This is a genomic window from Bacillus sp. KICET-1, from assembly GCF_027721405.1.
Lineage (GTDB): Bacteria > Bacillota > Bacilli > Bacillales > Bacillaceae > Bacillus > Bacillus velezensis.
The window spans coordinates 3,681,526-3,702,964 of the sequence record NZ_CP113515.1; the positions used below are offsets into that span (position 1 = coordinate 3,681,526).

Annotated in this window: 25 protein-coding genes and 2 pseudogenes; 5 read left to right on the plus strand and 22 right to left on the minus strand. The window is 40.6% G+C overall.

All coding sequences use genetic code 11. The features are described 5' to 3' along the window. Positions 1 to 40 precede the first annotated feature (40 nt). From OVA33_RS18340 to OVA33_RS18395, 12 genes and pseudogenes are all read right to left on the minus strand, one after another. Positions 41 to 802 (minus strand): hypothetical protein, encoded by a 762-nt coding sequence (locus OVA33_RS18340; RefSeq protein ID WP_063636818.1) that lies wholly within the window; start codon positions 800 to 802, stop codon positions 41 to 43. A gap of 56 nt (positions 803 to 858) precedes the next feature. Further along, the gene (locus OVA33_RS18345; RefSeq protein WP_007610833.1) at positions 859 to 1,056 is read right to left on the minus strand and encodes an XkdX family protein; all 198 of its coding nucleotides are present in this window, start codon (positions 1,054 to 1,056) and stop codon (positions 859 to 861) included. 4 nt (positions 1,057 to 1,060) lie between these two features. Next, the gene (locus OVA33_RS18350) at positions 1,061 to 1,432 is read right to left on the minus strand and encodes an XkdW family protein (protein WP_038457736.1); all 372 of its coding nucleotides are present in this window, start codon (positions 1,430 to 1,432) and stop codon (positions 1,061 to 1,063) included. A gap of 12 nt (positions 1,433 to 1,444) precedes the next feature. After that, positions 1,445 to 1,912: pseudogene (locus OVA33_RS18355) on the minus strand (hypothetical protein); the annotation flags it as partial. Positions 1,913 to 1,914: 2 nt separating this feature from the next. Further along, positions 1,915 to 2,469: pseudogene (locus OVA33_RS18360) on the minus strand (XkdQ/YqbQ family protein); the annotation flags it as partial. 112 nt (positions 2,470 to 2,581) lie between these two features. Continuing rightward, positions 2,582 to 3,094, minus strand: coding sequence for a sigma-70 family RNA polymerase sigma factor (locus OVA33_RS18365; RefSeq protein ID WP_017417605.1), 513 nt, complete (start codon positions 3,092 to 3,094; stop codon positions 2,582 to 2,584). Between the two features lie 106 nt (positions 3,095 to 3,200). Further along, positions 3,201 to 3,404, minus strand: coding sequence for an XtrA/YqaO family protein (locus OVA33_RS18370; RefSeq protein WP_003154859.1), 204 nt, complete (start codon positions 3,402 to 3,404; stop codon positions 3,201 to 3,203). Beyond that, positions 3,394 to 3,735 (minus strand): hypothetical protein, encoded by a 342-nt coding sequence (locus OVA33_RS18375; protein WP_014417522.1) that lies wholly within the window; start codon positions 3,733 to 3,735, stop codon positions 3,394 to 3,396. The genes OVA33_RS18370 and OVA33_RS18375 overlap by 11 nt, the downstream gene beginning before the upstream one ends. Before the next feature lie 88 nt (positions 3,736 to 3,823). Then, positions 3,824 to 4,000 (minus strand): hypothetical protein, encoded by a 177-nt coding sequence (locus OVA33_RS18380; RefSeq protein WP_014417521.1) that lies wholly within the window; start codon positions 3,998 to 4,000, stop codon positions 3,824 to 3,826. Further along, the gene (locus OVA33_RS18385; protein ID WP_017417604.1) at positions 4,000 to 4,800 is read right to left on the minus strand and encodes an ATP-binding protein; all 801 of its coding nucleotides are present in this window, start codon (positions 4,798 to 4,800) and stop codon (positions 4,000 to 4,002) included. The genes OVA33_RS18380 and OVA33_RS18385 overlap by 1 nt, the downstream gene beginning before the upstream one ends. Further along, positions 4,700 to 5,527: a phage portal protein gene (locus OVA33_RS18390; RefSeq protein WP_017417603.1), complete on the minus strand. Its 828-nt coding sequence runs from the start codon at positions 5,525 to 5,527 to the stop codon at positions 4,700 to 4,702. Before OVA33_RS18390 ends, OVA33_RS18385 begins: the two co-directional genes overlap by 101 nt. Continuing rightward, entirely contained in the window at positions 5,517 to 5,696 is a 180-nt protein-coding gene (locus OVA33_RS18395) for a hypothetical protein (protein WP_014417518.1), read from the minus strand. Before OVA33_RS18395 ends, OVA33_RS18390 begins: the two co-directional genes overlap by 11 nt. A 190-nt stretch (positions 5,697 to 5,886) precedes the next feature. On the opposite strand from OVA33_RS18395, the gene xre reads away from it, so the two are divergent. Together xre and OVA33_RS18405 are read left to right on the plus strand one after the other, a co-directional pair. Then, entirely contained in the window at positions 5,887 to 6,225 is a 339-nt protein-coding gene (gene xre / locus OVA33_RS18400; protein ID WP_013351934.1) for an HTH-type transcriptional regulator Xre, read from the plus strand. A 148-nt stretch (positions 6,226 to 6,373) separates the two neighbouring features. Continuing rightward, positions 6,374 to 6,964: an ImmA/IrrE family metallo-endopeptidase gene (locus tag OVA33_RS18405; RefSeq protein WP_003154873.1), complete on the plus strand. Its 591-nt coding sequence runs from the start codon at positions 6,374 to 6,376 to the stop codon at positions 6,962 to 6,964. A 154-nt stretch (positions 6,965 to 7,118) separates the two neighbouring features. Here the strand turns inward: OVA33_RS18405 and OVA33_RS18410 are convergent, their stop codons facing one another. After that, complete coding sequence (locus OVA33_RS18410) at positions 7,119 to 7,724, minus strand: poly-gamma-glutamate hydrolase family protein (RefSeq protein WP_017417601.1); 606 nt, start codon at positions 7,722 to 7,724, stop codon at positions 7,119 to 7,121. Between the two features lie 109 nt (positions 7,725 to 7,833). On the opposite strand from OVA33_RS18410, the gene OVA33_RS18415 reads away from it, so the two are divergent. Next, entirely contained in the window at positions 7,834 to 8,211 is a 378-nt protein-coding gene (locus tag OVA33_RS18415; RefSeq protein ID WP_017417600.1) for a PH domain-containing protein, read from the plus strand. A gap of 37 nt (positions 8,212 to 8,248) precedes the next feature. Here OVA33_RS18415 and OVA33_RS18420 read toward each other — a convergent pair whose 3' ends face one another. The 3 genes from OVA33_RS18420 to OVA33_RS18430 all read right to left on the minus strand — a co-directional run bounded on the left by OVA33_RS18420 (position 8,249) and on the right by OVA33_RS18430 (position 10,605). After that, on the minus strand, positions 8,249 to 9,202 hold the full coding sequence (locus OVA33_RS18420; RefSeq protein WP_017417599.1) for an N-acetylmuramoyl-L-alanine amidase: 954 nt from the start codon (positions 9,200 to 9,202) through the stop codon (positions 8,249 to 8,251). A 142-nt stretch (positions 9,203 to 9,344) separates the two neighbouring features. Continuing rightward, positions 9,345 to 9,479 (minus strand): PhrA family phosphatase inhibitor, encoded by a 135-nt coding sequence (locus OVA33_RS18425; protein WP_003154881.1) that lies wholly within the window; start codon positions 9,477 to 9,479, stop codon positions 9,345 to 9,347. Next, entirely contained in the window at positions 9,469 to 10,605 is a 1,137-nt protein-coding gene (locus OVA33_RS18430) for a Rap family tetratricopeptide repeat protein (RefSeq protein WP_087920760.1), read from the minus strand. The genes OVA33_RS18425 and OVA33_RS18430 overlap by 11 nt, the downstream gene beginning before the upstream one ends. Before the next feature lie 204 nt (positions 10,606 to 10,809). Between OVA33_RS18430 and OVA33_RS18435 the strand changes: the two genes are divergently transcribed. Next, the gene (locus tag OVA33_RS18435) at positions 10,810 to 11,277 is read left to right on the plus strand and encodes a DinB family protein (protein WP_017417598.1); all 468 of its coding nucleotides are present in this window, start codon (positions 10,810 to 10,812) and stop codon (positions 11,275 to 11,277) included. A gap of 148 nt (positions 11,278 to 11,425) precedes the next feature. Beyond that, positions 11,426 to 12,190: a sulfite exporter TauE/SafE family protein gene (locus tag OVA33_RS18440; RefSeq protein ID WP_025649636.1), complete on the plus strand. Its 765-nt coding sequence runs from the start codon at positions 11,426 to 11,428 to the stop codon at positions 12,188 to 12,190. Positions 12,191 to 12,236: 46 nt separating this feature from the next. Here OVA33_RS18440 and OVA33_RS18445 read toward each other — a convergent pair whose 3' ends face one another. The 6 genes from OVA33_RS18445 to OVA33_RS18470 form a co-directional block, all read right to left on the minus strand. Next, the gene (locus tag OVA33_RS18445; protein WP_025649635.1) at positions 12,237 to 15,122 is read right to left on the minus strand and encodes a type 2 lanthipeptide synthetase LanM family protein; all 2,886 of its coding nucleotides are present in this window, start codon (positions 15,120 to 15,122) and stop codon (positions 12,237 to 12,239) included. 88 nt (positions 15,123 to 15,210) lie between these two features. Beyond that, positions 15,211 to 15,387, minus strand: a complete 177-nt coding sequence (locus OVA33_RS18450; protein WP_017417596.1) for a class II lanthipeptide, LchA2/BrtA2 family — start codon at positions 15,385 to 15,387, stop codon at positions 15,211 to 15,213. A 36-nt stretch (positions 15,388 to 15,423) separates the two neighbouring features. Beyond that, the gene (locus tag OVA33_RS18455) at positions 15,424 to 15,600 is read right to left on the minus strand and encodes a class II lanthipeptide, LchA2/BrtA2 family (protein WP_017417595.1); all 177 of its coding nucleotides are present in this window, start codon (positions 15,598 to 15,600) and stop codon (positions 15,424 to 15,426) included. 206 nt (positions 15,601 to 15,806) lie between these two features. Then, positions 15,807 to 17,954 (minus strand): peptidase domain-containing ABC transporter, encoded by a 2,148-nt coding sequence (locus OVA33_RS18460; protein ID WP_017417594.1) that lies wholly within the window; start codon positions 17,952 to 17,954, stop codon positions 15,807 to 15,809. Next, a complete protein-coding gene (locus OVA33_RS18465) occupies positions 17,944 to 21,126 on the minus strand; it encodes a type 2 lanthipeptide synthetase LanM family protein (RefSeq protein WP_017417593.1) in 3,183 nt (1,060 codons plus the stop codon). The genes OVA33_RS18460 and OVA33_RS18465 overlap by 11 nt, the downstream gene beginning before the upstream one ends. 86 nt (positions 21,127 to 21,212) lie before the next feature. Then, the gene (locus OVA33_RS18470; protein ID WP_003154891.1) at positions 21,213 to 21,395 is read right to left on the minus strand and encodes a plantaricin C family lantibiotic; all 183 of its coding nucleotides are present in this window, start codon (positions 21,393 to 21,395) and stop codon (positions 21,213 to 21,215) included. Positions 21,396 to 21,439: the final 44 nt, after the last annotated feature.

The following is a 21,439-nucleotide window of genomic DNA, read 5'->3' on the forward strand; positions in this document are numbered from 1 at the left end:
CCTCTTACATTGTTCTCACCTCCCTTCGGAAGTTTCATTCTTACGAAAATGCCGTGCCTTTGACAGAAAGGCTCCCGCCGGAAATGCTTTTGATTTCCATGACGATTTCCTTAAAGCCGGCAATATCAAATGACCACACTTCGTCTGTGCCTGATGTACCGGCGGCTGATGTTCCGTCTTCAGACCTGATTCCTCTGATCGGCACATTTTTTCCCGAGATGGATCTCCCCCAAAACGCGACATGGCCCGACTCAGCCGTGCCGGTGATTTCGACGAGAAGTTTTTTCCAAGCGCCCGCTGAGAAGATGCTTCCCTCGCCCGCCTCTGCTGCATTTTCATGAAAAATCACGTCTGTATATGAAAACGCCATATCACCGCCCGTACCGACAGATTGGTATAAAACAAATTCGGACTGCTTTTGATTTCCATTTTCAAAACGGAACCGGTAATATCTTTTTGTCAGACTGACCCACCCCGAAGCGGTCAGCACTCCGCCTTTGACTGCGACAGAATGTGAAGCCGTCCACGAATTGTTATCCTCGCTCTCTTCGATAAAAAGAGTTGCGCTGCGGTCCGAATAAGCCCACCCCTGTGCTCTGTCTATTAAGACGGCTCCTAAACGGTCTTGTCCGAATTGGCTGTATACTTCAATCGCTTCTAGCGGCGTATTGGTAAGAAGCTCTGTCATTCCGGACAAATCAGCAACCGGTGTGACATAATCGTTTTTGTTACCGCGATAAGCTTTTACTGCGCCGGGTCTGCCAAGTTGATCGGCGGGAAATTCAAATGAATGCTTTTTCATCGGCCGTCCTCCTTTTCTGATTTATTAAAAATGACAAATAAAAAAAGCCGTTCGGCTTATGACACAGCATTTTTATAGTTTTCGTATGTTTCACCCGTTATTTCTTGAAATTCCTCAGGCGTGATATACTTCGCGGCCACACCTTCCGCCAGATCTTCGGCAGAGCAGTCATCATAGCCCATAGCCTGTTTTACCATTTCTATTGAGGCCCACTTATAAAACAAAGCGTAAACCCAAAAGTTAAGTCTCTTCATTTTTTCATTCTCCTTTTACGTTTAATAATTCTAATTTTAAAGACGCTAATTGCCTGCCGAGTGACTGCTGCGCTTGTTCGGCTGCTTTTCTGGCCAATTTCTCATTCGCCAGCTGTCCCCCGAGGCCTGCAAGCTGGTTTGAATCGGGAGCCGTATCTTTTTTTAAGCTGTCTTTATATGCTTCGTCAGCCGTTTCCACCCATTCTTGTTTCTCTTCATCAAAAAATGGGCGCCACATGCCTTCGCCGTTTATTTCCGGCGGAAAGTCCGCAGCGTTAGCCGGCATCAAATAATCTCCTGTCTCAGAATCCGGATAAAGCTCAACCGGAGTGCCTGTATAAATGTTGTCATTGTCATACGGAAATATTAATTTCATATTCTCGCTCCTTTACGTGAGTGCCAAAACAAGGTCAATATAATAGCCGTTCACGTTATTTTCTATATTGGCCATAATTCCCGTCAGCTTCATATCTCCATTAGAATAAATAATAAACTTGCTGTAACCGGTTGTGCCGCTGGCTGCAACCATCGTTACAACGCCTTTGGCCGGCGCACAAGAGGATGGCACACTCCCGAATACCACTTCTCTGTCCGTAAGAACGTGTCCGTTCAGGTGAAGGGTGTTTCCCACTTTGCGGTATTGAAGCGGCCTGTCTCCTGATTTAGCGCCATTTTTATAAGGAACATTTATCCAAGGTACATTCTCAGTATCAAGTTCAGTAACGAGGCGACGCCAGCCCTGCCAGCCCAAGTTCAAATCCAAATAGTTCGTGAACATATTATTTTTATAATCGATGGCAATGACATACCCAAACGTTCCCTTTCCCTCACTGTCAAGAGAGGTAAAATGAAACATGCAGAAACCGTTTCGGTATACTGCAAAACGCCGAATGTTTTCATGCCCGCGCTGTCTGAGGCGGAAGCCTTCACGGTTTTATCGTCTTTTTGCAGCCGCATGACGACACGGGTTGCGGTATCATCAATTGAGGTGCTGTATTGATACCCTGTGATATTAACTCCTGTTTCCAGCACCCATATGTCAGACGGCTCCGGCCATTCACGCAAGCCGAGCCTGCCTTTTTCTGAATAGAGCTGATAATTGCGCCCCGTCTGGCTTTTTGTCTGCTTTAACGCTTTTAGCATCATATCGTAAAGACTTGTATCGTTAAAGCTTTTCACATAATAAAGACAAAACAGCCGCTGGCGTTCGTTTAACTCATCACCTTCGCCCGGGGTGTTTTTTCCGCCGCTTTCCGCGTTCTTATTAAGCGCCTCGTCCCAGCGCCCTTCTTTTTTCCATCTGCCGATCGTTCTTGCGGATACGCCTGATTTGCCGGCAAGGGCGCGATTTGTGATGCGGCCTTTATGAGACTGATAGATTGTAAATGCCTGTTCTCTTTTTGCGTTTTTCATGCTACGGCATCACCGCCACCTCCGACATGATTGTCTATAATAAAAAGCGGCTTCTAATCGGGCCGCTTTTTATGATCTACTATTCACTTCTAGGTGGCAAACGTATGACAACTTATGAAGCAGGCGATTGATTTCTTTGTTCCTGCTGTTTTTGAATTTTCAGAAGCGCCCGTTTGACCGTCGTTTGTACGGTTGATTTCTTTACATTCAGCAAGGCGGCGATCCGTTCATACGAAAAGCATTCCGCTTTGTGGAGCAGCAGCATTTCTTTTTCTCTATCCGTTAAAACGGCTAATGCGTCCCGCAGTCTGATTCTGTCTTCTTCAGTCACATTTGCGGACGGTTCAAACATCAGCGCCTGCGAATAGGTTTCTATGATTCTCGGATCTTTAATGAGCATTCTCTGATAAGCGTCTCTGCGGTCTATCGCTCTTCTTATGCCGGGCTGCCGGCCTTTTTCAAGCCATTCGATGACATACTCCAAATCTGTAATAATCGTTCTGATGATTTTTTTATCTTTCAGTTCTTCTGAAGTAAGCACCGTTTCATCGGCTGCCTCCAGCTGCTTGTACCACTTTTTCGTCTCTTTCAGCGTGCGTTTATATTCAAATAGTAAGTCTTCCATGTAGATCCTCCTCTTTTTCGGAACAAAAAAAGGACACCAACCAATGCGCAGCATGTGCGCGATTGATCAGTGTCCGCAGGCTTTCCGTCTTGGACGTATTCTGTTTTTAATTCAATTTAAAGCCGATTTCATATTCGACCCGGGCCAGATCCCCTTTTCGCGTTTCGACAAGCGTTTTGCCGTGCTCCGGCGCTTCGGCGAGCCATGCTTCCTTTTTCAGTCCGTCTACAATAATCACCCGAACCTTGCCTTCTTCCAGCTGGCTTTTTAATGTTGTATGTTCAATGTCGGTCAGTTTTTTAGGATTCATGTTTTACGTCCTCCGTCTTTTTCAGGATGTTTACTTCATGTATGAGGCTTTCGAGCTGATTTATAAACGCTTCTTTTTCTTCAGAACTTTCTCCCCGGAGCAGGCGGAGAGCCGTTTCGGCCGCCTCAAAAAGTTCCGGGGCTTTCGCCATCAATGCCGCGTTGATCTGCTGAGAGTATGAACTTAAGTTGAAAACGGCCGCGATGAGCCTTCCGTTTGAATAAGGGAACTTCTCTTTATCCGCTTCGCTGTAAGCGGAATAAATGTAAATGGGTTTTTCTTCTCCGCTGTGTACGGCCCGCCATGGAGCGGGGCTGTGTTTTTCTTGCAATGGTTATCCTCACTTTCCATCAGCCTCATGCCATGCTTCAATTTGCTTTTCTATCCGTTTCGCCCTGAACAGCAGGCAAAAAAGCCATTTAATATATTTGCACACGTGCATCAAGCCTCACTTTTGCGTCTTGAACCATTCGCTCAAGACGTTTAATGACCGGCGTTAAATCAGTGCCTGTTTTGCAGTTCGGGCAAGGGTGAAAGACAGCGCCGAAACCCGTTTCCGTCACAATGACCTTCTTCGGCCCGCACAGCTTACACATTATCTCGCCCCCTCTAATCTGTGGTTTACGTCAAATGAATTGCCATTAATGATGACTAAATAATCGCTGCACATCTCATAAATTCTTGTGCCCAAGGCTTCATCAACCTGCACCAATCCGTCACATGCCAGCTCGCTCGAGATAAGAACCGGCTTATGATTTAAATAGCGGTAATTCACGACGGCGTACATTTGTTCAATCTGCCAATCGGTCGCCCGGGGTTTTCCGTTCAGCGGTTTGAACAGATCGTCAATAAAAAGCACATCCGCCTGTTTCATACGGCCAAGCTTTGCATCGAGCAGATCAAAATCATTTTTTAAATCCGTAAAGCCCTCCACAAAAGGAAAATACAGCACCGGTGTCTGCTTCTGTCTCATGACATAATTGCTGAGAGCGGTCAAAAGATGGGTTTTTCCCGATCCCGGACGCCCTAAAAGGGCAATGCTGTTTTTCCGGCAGTTTTTCATCTTGTCGAAGTTTTCAACATATTCAAGGGCGCACTCATATGCGTCGACGACTGCCTGAGGCTTGCCCCGCGTGATAAATCCTTTGAAATCCAGCTTCCGAAAGGCATCTGTAATCTCACTTGCGCTGAGGATGCGCTCTGCTTTTCGTTCGGCGGCGCAGCGGCACTTAACCCACACATCCATTCCCAGCTGGTTTTTGAGATAACCGCCCTGATCTTTACAGAGCGGACAGTCAAAGCGGCTTTCGTCTGATTCTTCCGGTCTGTCCGCCAGTAATGGACGTTTTCCGTTTTTCAGGTCGGCCAGTATCTGCTCGATCGTTCGTTTTGTCATGTATCGTATTCCTCTCTTTTTTTGTTGTGATTGTCCTTCCCGCAATTCGTGCATTCAAGCGGTCTTCCATATACTTGGCGCAATAGCTGAAAGCCTTGATCGTTTCAGCTGAAGAGGTGCGCCGCTGTTCAAAAGCGGTAAAGCATTCGCCGAGCCATTTGATTGCTTCTTGTGCTGACGCACCGAGGGAAACAATACGGGCGATGGCCTGATAATCCCGGGGCGAGGGGTATACGCTCCGCCCCTCCTGTGCAGACCTTAATCTGATAAAATGGGCGGCAATGTCGTTAATCGCTTCTTCAGCAGTATGATTTTTTGTTATATCTATTTCTCTCCGGACATTTTTGTCCCGGTGATCCGCCGATATTGTCCGGTCTGTGACTTCCGGGCGGGTCAATGTCTTTTTCGGCGTGAATCTTTTCGAGTGCTTTATGGAGACGATGAGTCCGTAAGGGGCGCGGACGGTTTTGATATATTCATGCTGTTCCAAAACCTCAAGCCACCGTCTGACGGTTTTTTCGCTGACGGCAAATACGTCGGCCATTTCTTTTGCTTTTACGGGTTTATGACCGAGGACGATCCCCCACTTTACGCCGTCTTTTACGTGTTCCTTTGTCGTTGAGCTGATGAACCATAAAAACAGCCATATGGCGGACCCTATTTTTTCATAATGTTCTGAATTCAATAATCCGGAATAGATGAAAAACGGGTAACTTTTACGATTCATATTGGACGTCTCCGTTTTTCTTCAGACTTATATAGCGTTCATACTGCAATCGGTTATCAAATCGGAATACCGGAAGTCCGCAAGCGGTAAAAGATATCGAACCGCCTGCTTTCCCTAAACATCTCTGGTCAGCCGGATTGCTGCTGAAACGGATGATTATCGGCTGCATCTCTCACCCTCCTGATCAATTTCTTATCGTATTTTGATACGTTTCGTATCCTTATGATGTTGATTATATACGATACATTTCGTATCATCAAGACCTTTTTGATACTTTTTTTATCATCTCTTTATTTTGATACATTTTGTATCTATAATCATAAGTAACTTAGGGTGTTGAAAAAAGAGAGGTCATTCGGATGATAGGCGGAAGATTAAAGAGTCTCAGAGGAAAGAAAACGCAGGAAGAAGTCGCAAATCATATCGGTGTCTCGCGCGCCAGATATTCTCATTATGAAAACGGCCGATCTGAACCCGATTATGAAACGCTGCAAAAGCTTGCGGATTATTTCAATGTGTCAACGGATTATTTGTTAACCGGAAAAGAACCTTCAGATGAAGATCTGTTTGCTGATCCCGACCTGCAGATCGCGTATCGGGACATGCAGGACTTTTCGCCGGAAAGCAAACAGCAGGCCATTGAATTCATTAATTATTTAAAAGAAAAAGAGAAAAACCGCAGGCCAAAACATAAATAATCCGCTCTTTTCCTTTAAACTGCTTAACGTTCAGCCGATATAAAAGCTGAATGTTTATTTTTAAAAGAAAAGGGAATTGATTCAAAGTCCGATCAGGGCTTTTCTTTCTCGCTTAAAAAAGAACATACGTTCGAAAGGGTGTATTCAATTGGGCGATTTTTTAACACATCTTGAGGAATACGTCAAAAACTTATATTGCCGCATGGGAATGACCGCCCCTCTCCATATTGATATGCAGATGATTGCCAAGGAGCTTGACATTTGGATTCATTTTGAAGATACGCACAGTATGATGCTGAAGCGGGACGGCATGTACAGCATCGTCCTGAATCAAAAAAAGTCACCCGAAGAGCAATGGCAGGATTTTGCGCACGAACTGTGCCATGTGCTGAAGCATACCGGGAACCATTTTCATATGAACAAGCTGTTCAGGGAACTGCAGGAATTTCAGGCCAACCATTTTATGTACCACTTCTGTGTGCCGACCTTTATGCTGTTAAACATGGAGCTTCCCCAGCGGAGGAGCCACGCCGTTATTTTAATCGCAGCCGCTTTCCGGGTGACGGCATCATTTGCGGAAAAAAGGCTCGAGCTGTTTGAACGGCGTAAAGCAGGTATTCAATTTCAGAAGCGGCTCGCTTGTCTGTTATCCGACAAGCGGCCGAATGTGTATTATGGAAGCGGACAGACACACTTGCATGCCGCTGAAGAAAAAACGCCGTATTTTATTGAAAATTAGCGATTCTCCGCCGGCTTAAAACGCAGCCGGCAGAATGTCATCATTTTAAATCGCAGGAAAGGTTTTTGCATCATGACGCTGTTCTCACCGTGCTGCCCGCCAAGCACTTCTTGCGCCGCATAGCTCCAGTGAATGTAAAAACGGGCCCCCCTGTTCATTTATCATAAAAACCGGCCTTCACGGCTTCTACATAACGAAAAAACAGATCGGTTGGCGTATATTTTTCTCCCCGGCAGCCAAAATTGCTGAACAGCGCGTGTCTCTGCGCCGTGCTCACTTCCAATTGCAGCCCCATTTTCCTTTTTGTCCGATTGACAATGTTGCCGGGATTTACACCTGCCAGCCGATCATTCTTCTCTGTCAGCTCGGCATCAAATCCCGCTTCACGCAGCAGATCACAAATCAGTCTTGCTTTTTCCAAATCCGCGCCCCCGACGAGTGTATTTGCCTTTTTCAGATCATGATACCCGTGAAAAGCCAATCCGTAATGATGGGCGGTCACTTTTTCTAAAGCCAGGGGTTCGTCAAAGCGTGTGCTTGTCAAGTGGAGAGAACGGTTATTGCACCGCTTCGTCCCTTCAAATAAGTAAATTGAGCTTTGGTCAGAAAATGCCCGCACCAGCTCACTGACACCCGGCTCAATTCTCCCGCCGTGGGGAGCGAGGACGATACATTTACTTCCCTCTTTTTCTTCATAAATAATTCTGTATTCCGATTCAGCAGCTGAAAGGGCTGCGAAATTGTCATATCTATCTTTCATGTGTAACATGCTCTCCTTTTCCAGTCAGCACCAGTTTACTCTACTCATCTGGGAATGGAAACCTTTTTATAGTATGATTTGATAGAATACGTATCAGGGGGGATATATCATGGGGTTCATCAATGGATTGCTGGGCAATGCGTCGACAATATCGACGGCTGAAGCAAAAGAAGAACTGGCCCGTATTCTGCTGGAAGGTGAGAATGTCAACGCCGCGTTTAAGCTCGTACGAGATATCATTGTCTTTACGGATAAGCGTCTTATTCTTGTTGATAAACAGGGACTCACGGGGAAGAAAACGGAGATTCAATCCATTCCGTACAAGAGCATTTCCAGATTCAGCGTAGAAACCGCCGGCCGCTTTGACCTTGATTCAGAGCTGAAAATTTGGATTTCAGGAGCGGAACTTCCCGCTGTCTCAAAGCAGTTTAAAAAAGATGAAAGCATTTATGATATTCAAAAGGCCCTTGCCGCAGTTTGTATGTAAGAAGAAACGGAAGCCCGGGGAGCTTCCGTTTTATTGATTACAGTTTTTCTTCAATTTTCGCCTTCGTTTTCGGGCCGTAAATTCCGTCTGCCGTTAATCCGCTGACGGATTGAAAACGTTTTACGGCATTTGCCGTTTTCGGACCGTAAACGCCGTCCGCCCCATGATTTTTTGCTCCTTTATCGGGATAAAAATAAAGAGCGGATAAAGCGTTTTGCACTTGTTTTACGTTTGTCCCTTTCGTCAGCGGTTTCGTCACTTTGATCACACCGGATGGAAGCGGATAGGAAGGCACAGCCTGACTTTTTGAAGAAGAACCCGTCTGAGCGAGCTTGATCACTTGTCCGACTGTAATGTGATTCGGATCGGTGATATGGTTGATGCTTTGCAGCGATTTTACGCTGACACCGTGCGATGCGGCGATTTCCGATAAGGTGTCGCCTTTTTTCACATGGTATTCAGAGGCGGAAGAAGAAATAGAGGCTTTTTTCGCCGGCATACTTCCGCTTAATTTCTTTGCAATCTTCGCCTTCACTTCATCCCAGCGGCCTTCAGACAAAATGCGGTGCGGGCAGTACTTTCCGTTCCAGTCCTGATGCTTTCTGATTCTGTCAATCCCCCAGCCCCGTTCTTTCAAAAGCTGCGCCGCGAACGCAATCGCCAGTTCTTCTGCGGCTCTGTACCGTTCGCCGCCTGACTTGCTGTAACAGATTTCTATAGCAATCGACTTTCGGTTTCCGGTACCGTTCGTGCCGTCTCCCGAATGCCAGGCATTCCGGTCCAACGGAATTCCCTGGATCACTTCTTTGTCATCAACCGCAAAATGATAGCTCGTTGATTCGCTGTTTCCCGTCATATAGCTGATTTCATTAGCGGCGGATGCGTCGTTTGCCGTGTTATGAATGGTAATATACTCCGGCGTCATCGGATTCGGACATTTTAACGCATATTTATCAGCCGATACGAGCCGTTTTTTCACTTCAATCCCCACTCTTCATCTCTCCTTATGCCTTTTTCATCAATAGGTGGCATTCGTAGGACAGATAACTTGAGCATATAGACCCTGCATTCGGATAAAAATGGAATGGATACGCATGCAAAAAATAAGACCCTTCCAAAGAAGGGTCTTTATGTTATGTTTGGTTGCGCGCGGCAATATGGAATGTGCCGTCCGCTTGGTTTTCCAAATGGCTTTCATGGCCGATCACCTGTGTAAAGCTGAACCCGACAGCAACAAGCAGCAATCCTGACAACAGTTTAGATTTCATATAGACAATCTCCTCTCTGGATTTGTTTTTGGGCGTGCACCATTTTTTCATAAAACGTGAGCGCTTTTTCAGGCTGTCCGTGTTTCATGTAAAATTTGGCAGCATCATGCGCCAATTCTTCCACATACGGATACAGCATGTGTTCTTCCAGAAAATCAAACGTGTGCCTGACGGATGCGTTATCCATTTCCTTGCCGTATAACGCATGCAAAAATTGGAACAGATTTACAAACAATTCATCATTGTATTCGCGGGCGATACTGAGCCCGAGGCGATATTGCTTCTCTGCTTCGGCTGTAGTGTTCTGTTTATAAAGAACCTGTGTTAATGAGTAAATAGAATGCGGAAGATTATCGAACTTTTCTGACCTGCAAATGGAAACGGATGTCTCAAAATATTCGGCTGCTTTAGAGAGGTCTCCCATTTTTTCGTAACAGTTTCCGAGATTATATAAGGCTGAACTGATAAGACGGGGATTGCCTTCTTGTTTTGCAAGATCTAAAGCAAGTTCTAAGTGGGGCAATGCTCTTTCTGGATACTGCATGTCATCATAATTCCCTGCAATAACGAATTCACATTGGATTCTGCGGACGTTGTACGTCTCATACGATTGGTACGTTTCAAGGGCTTGAACGGCATAACTCATGGAGACGTAGGTTTGTTTCAGGTTGTAAAAAATCTCGGCCATTTTAAAAGCAAACTCAGCTTTCTCGATGTCATCAGAAACGAGTGCAAGGTTTTTTTCAGCCCGTTTGTAATACATCATGGCGTTTAGGAACATTTTCTGTTTAAATTCGTACATTCCTCGAAAAAAATTAAAGTAGTAATCAAGCAGTCCTGTCAGTTTATACTGGTTGCCTTCAATGTCTTCCAATAATTCTGAAAACTCAGGCTGAGAAGGGTCCTCCTTTAAGGGCTTGATGTAATCCAGCATGACGCGGTGTCTGAATTCCATTAATGAATAATACAGCAGCAGATCCTGATCTTCTTCCATATCCTCAATCTCTCTCTCTACTTCACGTTTGACGCGCTCCGCCTCAAGGACGTGAAACTGCCGGATATGGGTATACCATTCATTAATTTTGAGCCCGACAAAAGAGGACGGAATAGTTTGCTTCATCCTCAATAAATCCCCCCTTTTGGAATGACCGAGATATGTCATATTTTATCATAATTGCTAGAAAAAGAAGAACGCAAAAAGACCGCAATTGTCGAATTTCGGATATCCGCAACGATTTATCTCCATCACAGGCTTATTGCTTGTTTCTTCCGTGCCGTTGATATAGCATATCCTTGCAGCTTTTATTCTGTATTAAATGGGGGTTTTCACATGACAGCACAAAATCAATTGGTCAGCCACTTTCTGTCACATCGAAACGTGACGATTGAGCTGGCGGAAAAAATCAGCCGCGAGCATTACGACTACAAGCCGGCAGAGACATCAATGTCCGCTCAGGAACTTGTAAAACACATCGTTTATTCTTTTCTTATGTTTGCAAACGTCATTAACGACGGAAACGGATCAGCTATCCAGAACAAACCGAAAGAAGAAGCGGAAACAGACCTCGTCAAACTGGCTGAAGCATGTACTGAAAAAACGACAAACATCCTGTCACAGCTGACTGAAGAGCAGCTGAACCGCGAAATTGACCTGACTGCCTCTTTCGGCAGAAAAATAACCGGCGCGGCTCTCCTTCAGCTTGCCATGGAGCATGAAATTCATCATAAAGGCAATCTTTTCGTGTATGTCAGAGAAATGGGCCACACGGAACTTCCGTTTTATCAGCAAAAATCATAATCCGGCCATCATCCGCCGATCTGCGAAATAACAGCAGGCAGGCGGATTTTTTTGTTCTGTATAAAATTTTCCGAAAATTTAATTGATTACCGCCTCTTAATCATATATAATCTGATAAAAATAGTAGGATTATTCAGGAGGCACACAGATGACTGTAAGCATTGTGTTTATGGGTTTCTTTGTCGGAACGCTGGTCGGATTGACGGGTGTGGGAGGAGCGGCGCTTTTGACTCCTTTACTGATCGTTTTAGGGATCAACCCCTCAATCGCCGTCGGCACTGACCTTTTATATAATTCCATCACCAAACTGTTCGGTGTTGTTTCTCATTGGAAGCAGCGCACCGTTCAATTTAAACTTGTCGGCTACTTGGCGCTCGGGAGCATTCCCAGCGCAACAGCCGCCATCGGTATTCTTCACTTGTTTCCCGCTTTTCACCAGCATCAGGAGCAGATTATCAAACAGGCGCTCGGCTACGTGCTGACCCTTGTCGCTATTTCCATTATCGCCCGCCTTTTTTTCGATAAAAAACTGCGGCCGAACCGCTGGCAGCAAAAAACGCTTGAAGAAAAGCGGACACTCATGATACTGATCGGCGTCATTTTCGGCTTCATCGTCGGCCTGACATCTATTGGGTCCGGCTCATTATTTGCGATCGCCATGTTATACCTGTTCAGAATGAAAACGGCAGAAGTGGTGGGAACGGATATCGCACATGCCTTTCTGCTCGTAACTGCTGCCGGTCTGTTAAACGCAAGCTTCGGAAGCGTCGATTACCTGCTTGTATTGAATCTGTTGATCGGCTCTGTGCCGGGTGTGCTTCTCGGCAGCTTCTTTTCGCCGAAATTCTCACCGCGCCCGCTGCAGTTTGTGATGGCGGCGATTATTTTAATCAGCGGAATAAAATTAATATAAAAAAGCGTCCTTTACAGGATCGCTTTTTTATATAGGAAATCCCCCCTCAATCCAAAGCCAATGGGGTGGGAATTTCTTTATTAACTAGCCTTAAGAGTGCATATAATTGTCCGGTTTTCCCTAACATCATACCAAGTCCCGAATGATCATTTCTTATTCCATTTTGCCATCCATTTTTTAACAGAGTCTCTTTAAAATGGTTAACCCATATATTAATTGTATTCTCAATCTCTTGCTTGCGATTTTTAAAGAGAGATAATTCCTTAATAGCGTGAAGTACATCTATATTCCCCATCGTTCCATGGCATAATGAGTAGCCCTGACGGTGGAAATTTCCATTCAGCAATGTGTCATCTAAAGACTCATTAATATACCCAACGTGAATACGCCCGTCTACATTCTCGTATATCCTGCTTCTTCCAAGAAGAATACCGCAAGACCCATGACACCACATTGCGGAAGAATAATCCAACTCATTTTTTCTGTTATCTCTCCATTTATTTATTTTAATATCAAAAAATTTATCTTCGTATTTGAGAGCTGATTCAATCAGTCTAAGTACTTCTCCAGATGCCTCAATATGCGCATAATATTCAGATAGTGCATAACAAATCCCAGTAATACCGTGAGAAAACCCTGCTAAAACAATATTCTCATCCGCGTCGGATTTCCAATATGCTTCATTTCTATTTTGAATCGCTCTTTTGCATATTTCTTTACAAACTGCCCTTGCCGTATCTTCCATTAATTCAGTCCGATGATACCTGCCAAGCTGAATCACAACCTTTAATATACCTGCGAGTCCGCCTATAAAATCAGTATGTGTTATTTGACCGGTTTCCTGACGAAGTTTCTCTAAGTATGCTTTACACATACTATTCACTTCATTTTCCGAATAAAGTCCGGTATCTCTCATTTTATTGACAAAATAGATATAAGAACTTGACCCGTAAAAAGCAGAGAAATTTGTTTTATAAATACTGTGCTCATATATTTGATTAATTGAATTCACTATTTTACGAAGAACCGATTTGACTTTTTCATCATTATAAATAAAATCATAAGCTGAAAAATAAAGCCCCACTCCAGCTAACCCATCGTACAGCCCAAAACTCAGCGGTCCTACGGATAAGGTGCCATTGGGAGCCGAGACTATTGATACCCATTGAAGATATTTCTCCGATTCGATTGCTTGTTTTAATATACAATCTGTTTCTATTTGAATCAGCTCTTTGATTTGTATGTCATTTTTAAAATATCCAGGTACAAAATCATCAATTTGATTTTTATAAATAATATCCAAATTAGCCGCTGTGGAGCTTAAGGCCATATTTATCAAGCTCACTTGCTGATGCATGTCTTCTTCCGACATATTCGCTAAACGAGTTAAAACTTCTTGTTTAGCGCTTTGTTTCATAATCCCTGTATCCACCACATGTATTGAATTTGAATAAACCCTTTTTTCACTAATAGGAGCATTAAAATAGGGTATATCACCGATCATCATATCCTTGATCTCAAATGGACTGATGGAATCAAATACTTCATATTTTGTATAAGCATCCTTAATAAAAGATAAAACCCTTATCCTTTCTCCATAATCTTTTAAATACATAGGATGGAGGAGGGTTTCAAGAAATGAAGCATAAACATATGTAGGTCTGACAATAATTCTAATAGGGGCATAATTTAAATCCCTTATAAGGTTCCGTATATATAAATCTTCTTTCAAAATAAAGTATATTCTTTTGAAACCTTCAATAAATTCTCTTTCAAATTCAAAGCATTCTGCTACTTTATTTTTGTAAACAGGAAGATTCCTTCCTCTTTTGAAGAGATATTGTTTCTTTCTCATAGAAATTTTATCTGTTTTTATATGAAGTACTTCTTCTTTTTCACCTTTTTGATTTTCTGTGTTTATCAAGCCTCCTATATTAGTCAGCCCGTTATCTTCCGGAAAACTCATATAGTTAAAAAGTGCAGATTTTAATATTGTTTTATTTACCTGTGCTGATGCCATTAAATTAACATTTTCCTTGTTCTCCTCAGAAAAAAAGAGGCTGCTTTGAAACAGAGTCTCAAGATCAACCAACACCGGTTTATCACGACATGCTATGATATTTTCAAAATGAAAATCTGACCCTTGAAAAGCATAAATAAATCCTAAATGCATTCCAAATTGGTAATAATAATTTCTTACCTGTTCAATATTATCGCACGGTTCAGACTGTACATACTCTTGCCACCCGTACTCACCTTGATCCAAGGATAAAGGTGTTTTTAAATTAGTTTGATAATACTGATTGACATAATCAATGACCTTTTCATAAAAAACATCAATTTCAAGTGAACGGGGTTTATAAACGAGTTTGTTATTTTCAAATTCAATAATAACAACACTTTTACCCCCATTATGAACATCTCCTGCATTCATATTAATCTTTCTCATTTTTCCGAACGAAAGATTGAATTTTTGTTGGATTTTTTTATAGTCATTAACCCAATGTTTAATAATAGATATAGTGAAGCGTATAAAATCAGAGGTGGATCTGGAGATTAAACCTTGCAATACAGGATAATTATTGAGTATTTCTTCAACAAATGCGGAGTTTTTCAGCCTTTCTGAGAATATATCATAATTTTTAGATTCATTTTTTTGATCAAACTCGTCAAAAGTTTGATGAAACTCATGGATAAGTGTTTTCCCCGCCAAATAGTATATTTTTTTCTTATAATTAATTAATATCGATTCAACTAGACATCCCTTATCCAGTAAACTTTCGGATGGTATTCTATCTATTTCTTTAACAATCTGAGCTTTAAAAATACTTATATAATATTGCGCAAAACCTTCGAAATAATCCTCTTCTTTAAAAACATTTAACATAGAGTTTTCATAAACATAGTTATCCGAATTCTGTGTTTTGTTCACATTTATCACTTCCTTATATATTCTTGACTGTCTTCGACAAAAAAGAAAAAGAATATGTACGCATATACATATTCTTTTCCGGTTATGATTAATCGTTACATGGACTGACAATGGACGCACACTTTGTCGTCGGACAGCCTGCTAAAGAGATTGGTATTGTGATGGTTGTCGGCGTTACGGTCATCGGGGTTGCATCTGATCCCCCTGCAAGGTTTTTTAATTCTTCTTCAGTCATTGGAGTCAGTGCTTGAAAATCTTTTTTCATGTTAATTCCTCCTATTGTTTGAGTTTTTTATAAATTTCAGTCGTTACATGGACTGACAATAGACGCACATTTAGTCGTCGGACAGCCTGCTAAAGAGATTGGTATTGTGATGGTTGTCGGTGTTACAGTCATTGGAGTTGCCTCCGATCCCCCCGCCAATTCTTTTAATTCTTCCTCAGTCATTAGTTCCAATGCTAAAAATTCTTTTTTCATTAAAAATCCCCCCGATTGTTTTTTATACTTGCCTTTGCGGACATGCGCAGCCTACTGTGATAGTTGGACAAATATGATTTGTGATTGGATATGTTGTTATTGATACTGAGTTTTGCCCTCCAACAAGCTCTTTTAATTCTTGTTCTGATGTTTCATACAACGCGCTGAAGTTCTTTTTCATATTCCATATTTCACCTCCTTTCAAGTTAATAAGTCTGCTGCAGTTGCGATTCATATTTGGCCTTAATGGTCTTTAAGTTTCCATTTTCAATCTCGTAGACAGATTCGGAGAATTCGAGCCATTCGGTTCTATGAGTAATAGAAATTACAGTGATATCCTTTTTGTAAATGTTATTTAATATATTTAATTCTGTATCCTTATCCAAATTGCTTGTTCCTTCATCTATAAATAGAATTTGCGGATTTTTCGCTAATACTCTGGCTATTGAGATTCTCTGCCGCTGTCCACCTGATAAGGTAATACCATTTTCTCCAATCATGGTATGATACCCCATGGGCATTTTTATAATATCCTCATGAATACATGCTTCTTTTGCAGCTTGTACAACTTCTTCCATTGTTATTTTTTCATTGAAATATTTTATATTATTTATAATAGTGTCATTAAACAGATTGACATCTTGAACAATATAACCTAACGTTTCTCTCAGCTTAACCATATTAACGTCCTCTATTTTGAATTCACCGTAGCAAATTTCTCCTGCTGTTTTTTGATAAAGGCCGGCAATGATTTTAATCAAAGTAGATTTCCCGCTTCCAGTTTTTCCAATTAATGTGATTTTTTCTCTCGGCCGGATCATAAAATTTATATTATTCAAAATATAATCGTTTCCATTGTAGCTGAAATCAATATTTTTCAAGCTGATATTATGAGCGGCCGGGTTAAATAGTTCACTGCTTTTATCATTTACTTCCTCATCTTTTTCGTCCAGTACAGCTTCAACGCGGTCTACCATTTCTTCGACTAATTTAATAGACTCAAGACTGCCGATAATTGATCCAAGCGGTGACATAAACCGTCCGGCAATGTTAGAAAAAGCAATTACTGCGCCTAGCGTAAGGCCTATAGATACTGCTGACCAAGTACCCACAATTAAAATAAATAATGGCAAAGATAGATTGATTGCATTGGAGACCGCACCCAGTAAAGATGAATAATTCATTCTTTTAGAGAAATAATCTAACTGATGATTAAAGTTATAATTTAATTGGCTCTCAATATTCCTGGTTTCTCCTATTGTTTTTATAAATGTCATTGATCTTAAGATTTCGATTAGCTGGCTCTGAAAATTGGATTGACTATTTACTTCCTGTTTTGTGAACATTTCAATTTTCGGAAGCAAAATTTTAGTACTCATCACCTGTATAGCTGCTCCCAATAAAACTATAAAAGATAATATCGGGGAATAAACAAACATGACTATGAAAAATACAAATATAAGACTGATATCTAATATCAAAGTAGACGCTAACCTGGAAATGACTTCACGAATTACAGCAATGTTATGGATTCTAGTTGAGATATCCCCGGCAGTATTCGCCTCAAAAAACTTTAATGGAAGACTAAATATTTTATGAATTATTTTATCAGTCATACTCTTATTAATTTTTAATTGCAGTTTGATAATAAATTTCATTCTGAGTAAGGACAGACTAAAGAATAATGCGATTGAAACAATAACAATCATGAAAAGCATTGGTATGGGAAGAATTTTCTCATTCCCGTCAATAAATGAATCAATAATATATTGAGTCAAAAAAGGGGTCATTAAGTTTAATGCTTGAAAAATAAAAGTGAAACTTATAATAACCCCCAATAATTTTTTATCTTTCAAAAGATATTTTCCGATCTTTCTAAATGAAGACACATCTTTTAATGACGAAGCAGTCTTATCCTTTCTCTCAATTTCGTTCTTTCTGATTAACATAATAGAAATGCCATTATAGAAGGTTTTGAACTCTTCTAATGTGATTGTCAGTCTGCCAGATGAAGGGTCTATAATTTTAACGTTATCTGTGCCAAATGCGTCCACAACTACAAAATGATTATGATTCCAATGAACAATTAGCGGATGGTTTTTATTTAACTCTTTAAGCTGCGTTATATTGTCTGTGCGGAATGCTTTGAAATCATAATCGAATGTTTCAGAAATCCTTTTCATTTCAATTAAATCAGTGCCGTCTCTTCCGATAATTTCTTTATTTAATTTTAATTTGTTAGGATTGATTTTTATTCCCTCAGCCCTGCTCAAAACCATGGCTAAACAAGTAATACCGCAATCAAATTGATTTCTTTGAAGAATAACCGGAAGCTTTCTTTTTCTAATTTTCATAAATGTCTCCTAATGTATCTACACGTCCTATTTCAAGGTTGAGAATATTCGGCAATTCCGCGTCTGCTGCATACAGCATTCCATATACGATCCCTGCCAAACCAAGCATTAAATTAGGTGTTTCAACATCCCTTCCCACTCCGCATTGGTAGAAACCTATATTTTTGTCTTGTACACTCTCCAAAATCAAGTTTTTTCCGATATTTACAAATTGACTTTCACCAGTCTTTTTTCCATATTCGATCAGTATTAAAGCATTTCCCATGTCTCCGTGACAAAGGCTTTGCTCTCGGCCAAAACCGTCATAAAAAATGTTAGAAACGGTTTTATTCAGATCTTTTTTGGCCACTTCGGCAATATCAGGGTGTTTTGAATCTTTCAATTCTAATCTGCTTAATAGAATTCCAGGGGATCCATGGCACCATGCAGATGTTGCAGCTTCATTTACCGTTTTTCTCAGATCAAGCCAGTTACCGTTTACTTTTTTTGAATTTTCAAAAGCAAGTCCTTTTCGGATGTACATACTTATATCTTGATGTTTTGAATGTTTCTCGAGTAATTGAAGGGCATATATCATTCCAGCGTTTCCATGGGAAAAACCCGTTAACGGCTTATTTGCAATACCTTCCCAAGTGACAAAATCCTCATCAAGAAAGATCGCTTGTTTCATTAAAAATGAACCGCATTGTTCAGCCAATGATAAAAAGAATGTATCATTCTCTATTTCAAACGAACGTATCATTACAATAAGAGCCCCCGCTGTGCCCCCGATTATATCCAATTCTTTATCATAAGGAAGCAAAGACGGAATAAGCTGAGCGATTTGTTTTGCATCCTGTTTATATTTTTCGCGTTTAGTATACATATAGAAATTCATTAAAGTATATACTATTGAAGACACTCCGGAAAAAGCACCTACAGACATACTGCTGTCTTCGTCCGGTTTCACCTCAATATCAATAAAACGAGAGACGACATCTTTCATAATTTTTTCAGCAATGTCCAGATACTTTTCTTTTTTCGTGACGCGCCATAAAGCCAGGTAGGTGAAAGCCATCCCGGAAAGCCCGTCGTAAAAGGTATCACCCATAACGGATAAGTTCCATTGAATTTCATCAACTCCAATAGGAGTAGCGTTAAGCCAAGAATACGAACTTCCTTTATCTGTGTGTGCTTTGTAAGATTGATTATAAATATAAGCGGCCAATTCCTCTGCTTTTTCTATTAAGATACTTTCTTGGTAACTACTGAAAACATTTTCATATTGTCCTGGTTCTTTTGTTATAAATTCTTTCAAAACAATTTGCCGATCATCCTCCGAAGCAAGCATGGACAGTTCGATAACATAGAGCTGAAACTTTAAATCGTCTTTTGATAAATTTGAAATTCGTTCTTTTACACTTTGAGCTGGTGTTTCCGGAAAGTAATTTTCAATTTTCTTATTTTTTGAGCTTAGTAAGTCTTTCTCATTCAATTTCACTTTGAAATAAGGTATATCATTATTAATTAAATCGTTGAACTCATATTTAACAATAGATTGATATTCATCTTCTTGCTTTGGTCTCTCCCATATTTTTGATAAGAAAATTTCTCTATCAATAGAGTTGTGTAAAAATCTAGGATGAAAACTTAATTCTAATAAAGCAGAATACTTTATTGTCGGTTTTGATATAAACCGAACATATATCTTGTTTTCGCTCTTTTCTATTATGCGAATCAGCTCCGAAGCGTGTTTTAATATAGTCATATATGCTTTTGAAAAACCTTGCTTCAGTTCTTCGACATAATCTTTTGCATATACAAATTTATTCTCAAGCATAGGGTGATTATTAGCTGTATCAATTTCGACATAGTCTCGTTTGACCGACATTTCTGCTGTCTTTAAATTGATAAGCTGAGGAACTTTAATGATCGACTTTGCTTTCCCTTTCCGGCCTATTCCGCTGATGTCGGCTTTGCCCGCAAAGAAAAAAGGAAGCAGTCCTAATGCTCTGACAGATTTATGAAGCTGCGTTTCAGCTTTTTCATAAGCGTCCATCCCATCCTTTTTTTTCTGGTATGCAGGATGAAATAAGGATTCCAAATCAATGAGAACTGGATAGCTCCCGTTGGCAATGAGATTTTCCGAATGAAAATCAACGGCTTTCAATGCATATAACAAACCGATTTGAGCTCCTGTACGCTGATAAAAGTTTTGAACATCTTTTAGACAATTGCATGCTTTAAAAGATATAAATTCAGTCCATCCATATCCGTCTCTGCTAAGGACATTCGGAGTGCTCAATTTTATATCATGATCTCTAATTTTCTCATTCAAAAATTCAATTATCTTTTTATATAATAGATCAATTTCTAAACTTCTCGGCTTATAAATAAGTTTGCCTTCATTTAATGTTATTTTAGTAACCTTTCTCCCATCAGAATGAGAATCACCCATCCCTACTTCAATGTCCCTTATTTTGACTTGTTCTGAAAAACCAAATAAAGAGAGCAGTTCAGGCTTGTCCTTTTCAAAACGGGAGATAAATTCCAGTATGAATTTTTTAAATTTTCTCAGTTCATTTCCGATCACTCTTAATAATACTGGATATTGTTGGAAAAAACTCTCGAGATACTCCGGACTGCACAAAAGAGTTTTATTATAATAACCATATTTTTCTTTAGGAGTCTCCCCTGCCAAAAAACCTTTTTCCCGATTCATATTCATATCCAATACAAGTGTTCTATAGGAGACTTTTAAAATGATTTTTTCTAATTGATTTGAAATACAATGATGAAAAAGAGCCGGTTGTTCCAGCAGATAGTCATAAGAAGGAAACTTTGATTTTTTAAGTAGATCATTGAAGTAAGAGGACACTTTTAACGCAAAAACGTGAAACATGATTTCTTCATTTACGTCTTCTTTTTTAATAGCTTGGTGAGCGATCCCTTTTTTTAGGTTTTCGAAAACATGAACTGTAAAAGCGGATTTATGTAGGGGGGTTTGATATAAGTTTTTCACTTTATCAATTGATTGAATGGATAACACATTATGAATGCTTTCCTGGGCCATTTGAATATCATTCTTATAGATTAATTCTAAGTTTCGATCAAACAGATTCTCATTTTCATCAAATTGAGAGACAGCAGCTTTTTTTTCTTTACTTAATAGAATATTAGTCAGCGAATTCATTTAATATTCATCTCCTTTTAAAAAAGAGGGAGACAGCTGGATCTCCCAGAGCATTGGAAATCTATTTTCTTATTTTCGGATTTGTTTTAACACCAGCAAGTGTGAGTAGGACAAAGACCGCATTCCCAAGTTAACGTACAAAGCTTACCATCATTTCCTTGAGAAATCCCCCGCTGTTCTGCGCCTCCTCCTCCGCTGAATTCACTTAAAGAAATTTCCTCAAGTTCTTCTCTTAAATCACCGGCAAAACGATACATTTTCTCATTCATTAATATTCCTCCCCTTGAGTTTTTGAAATATATTGGATCTGAAT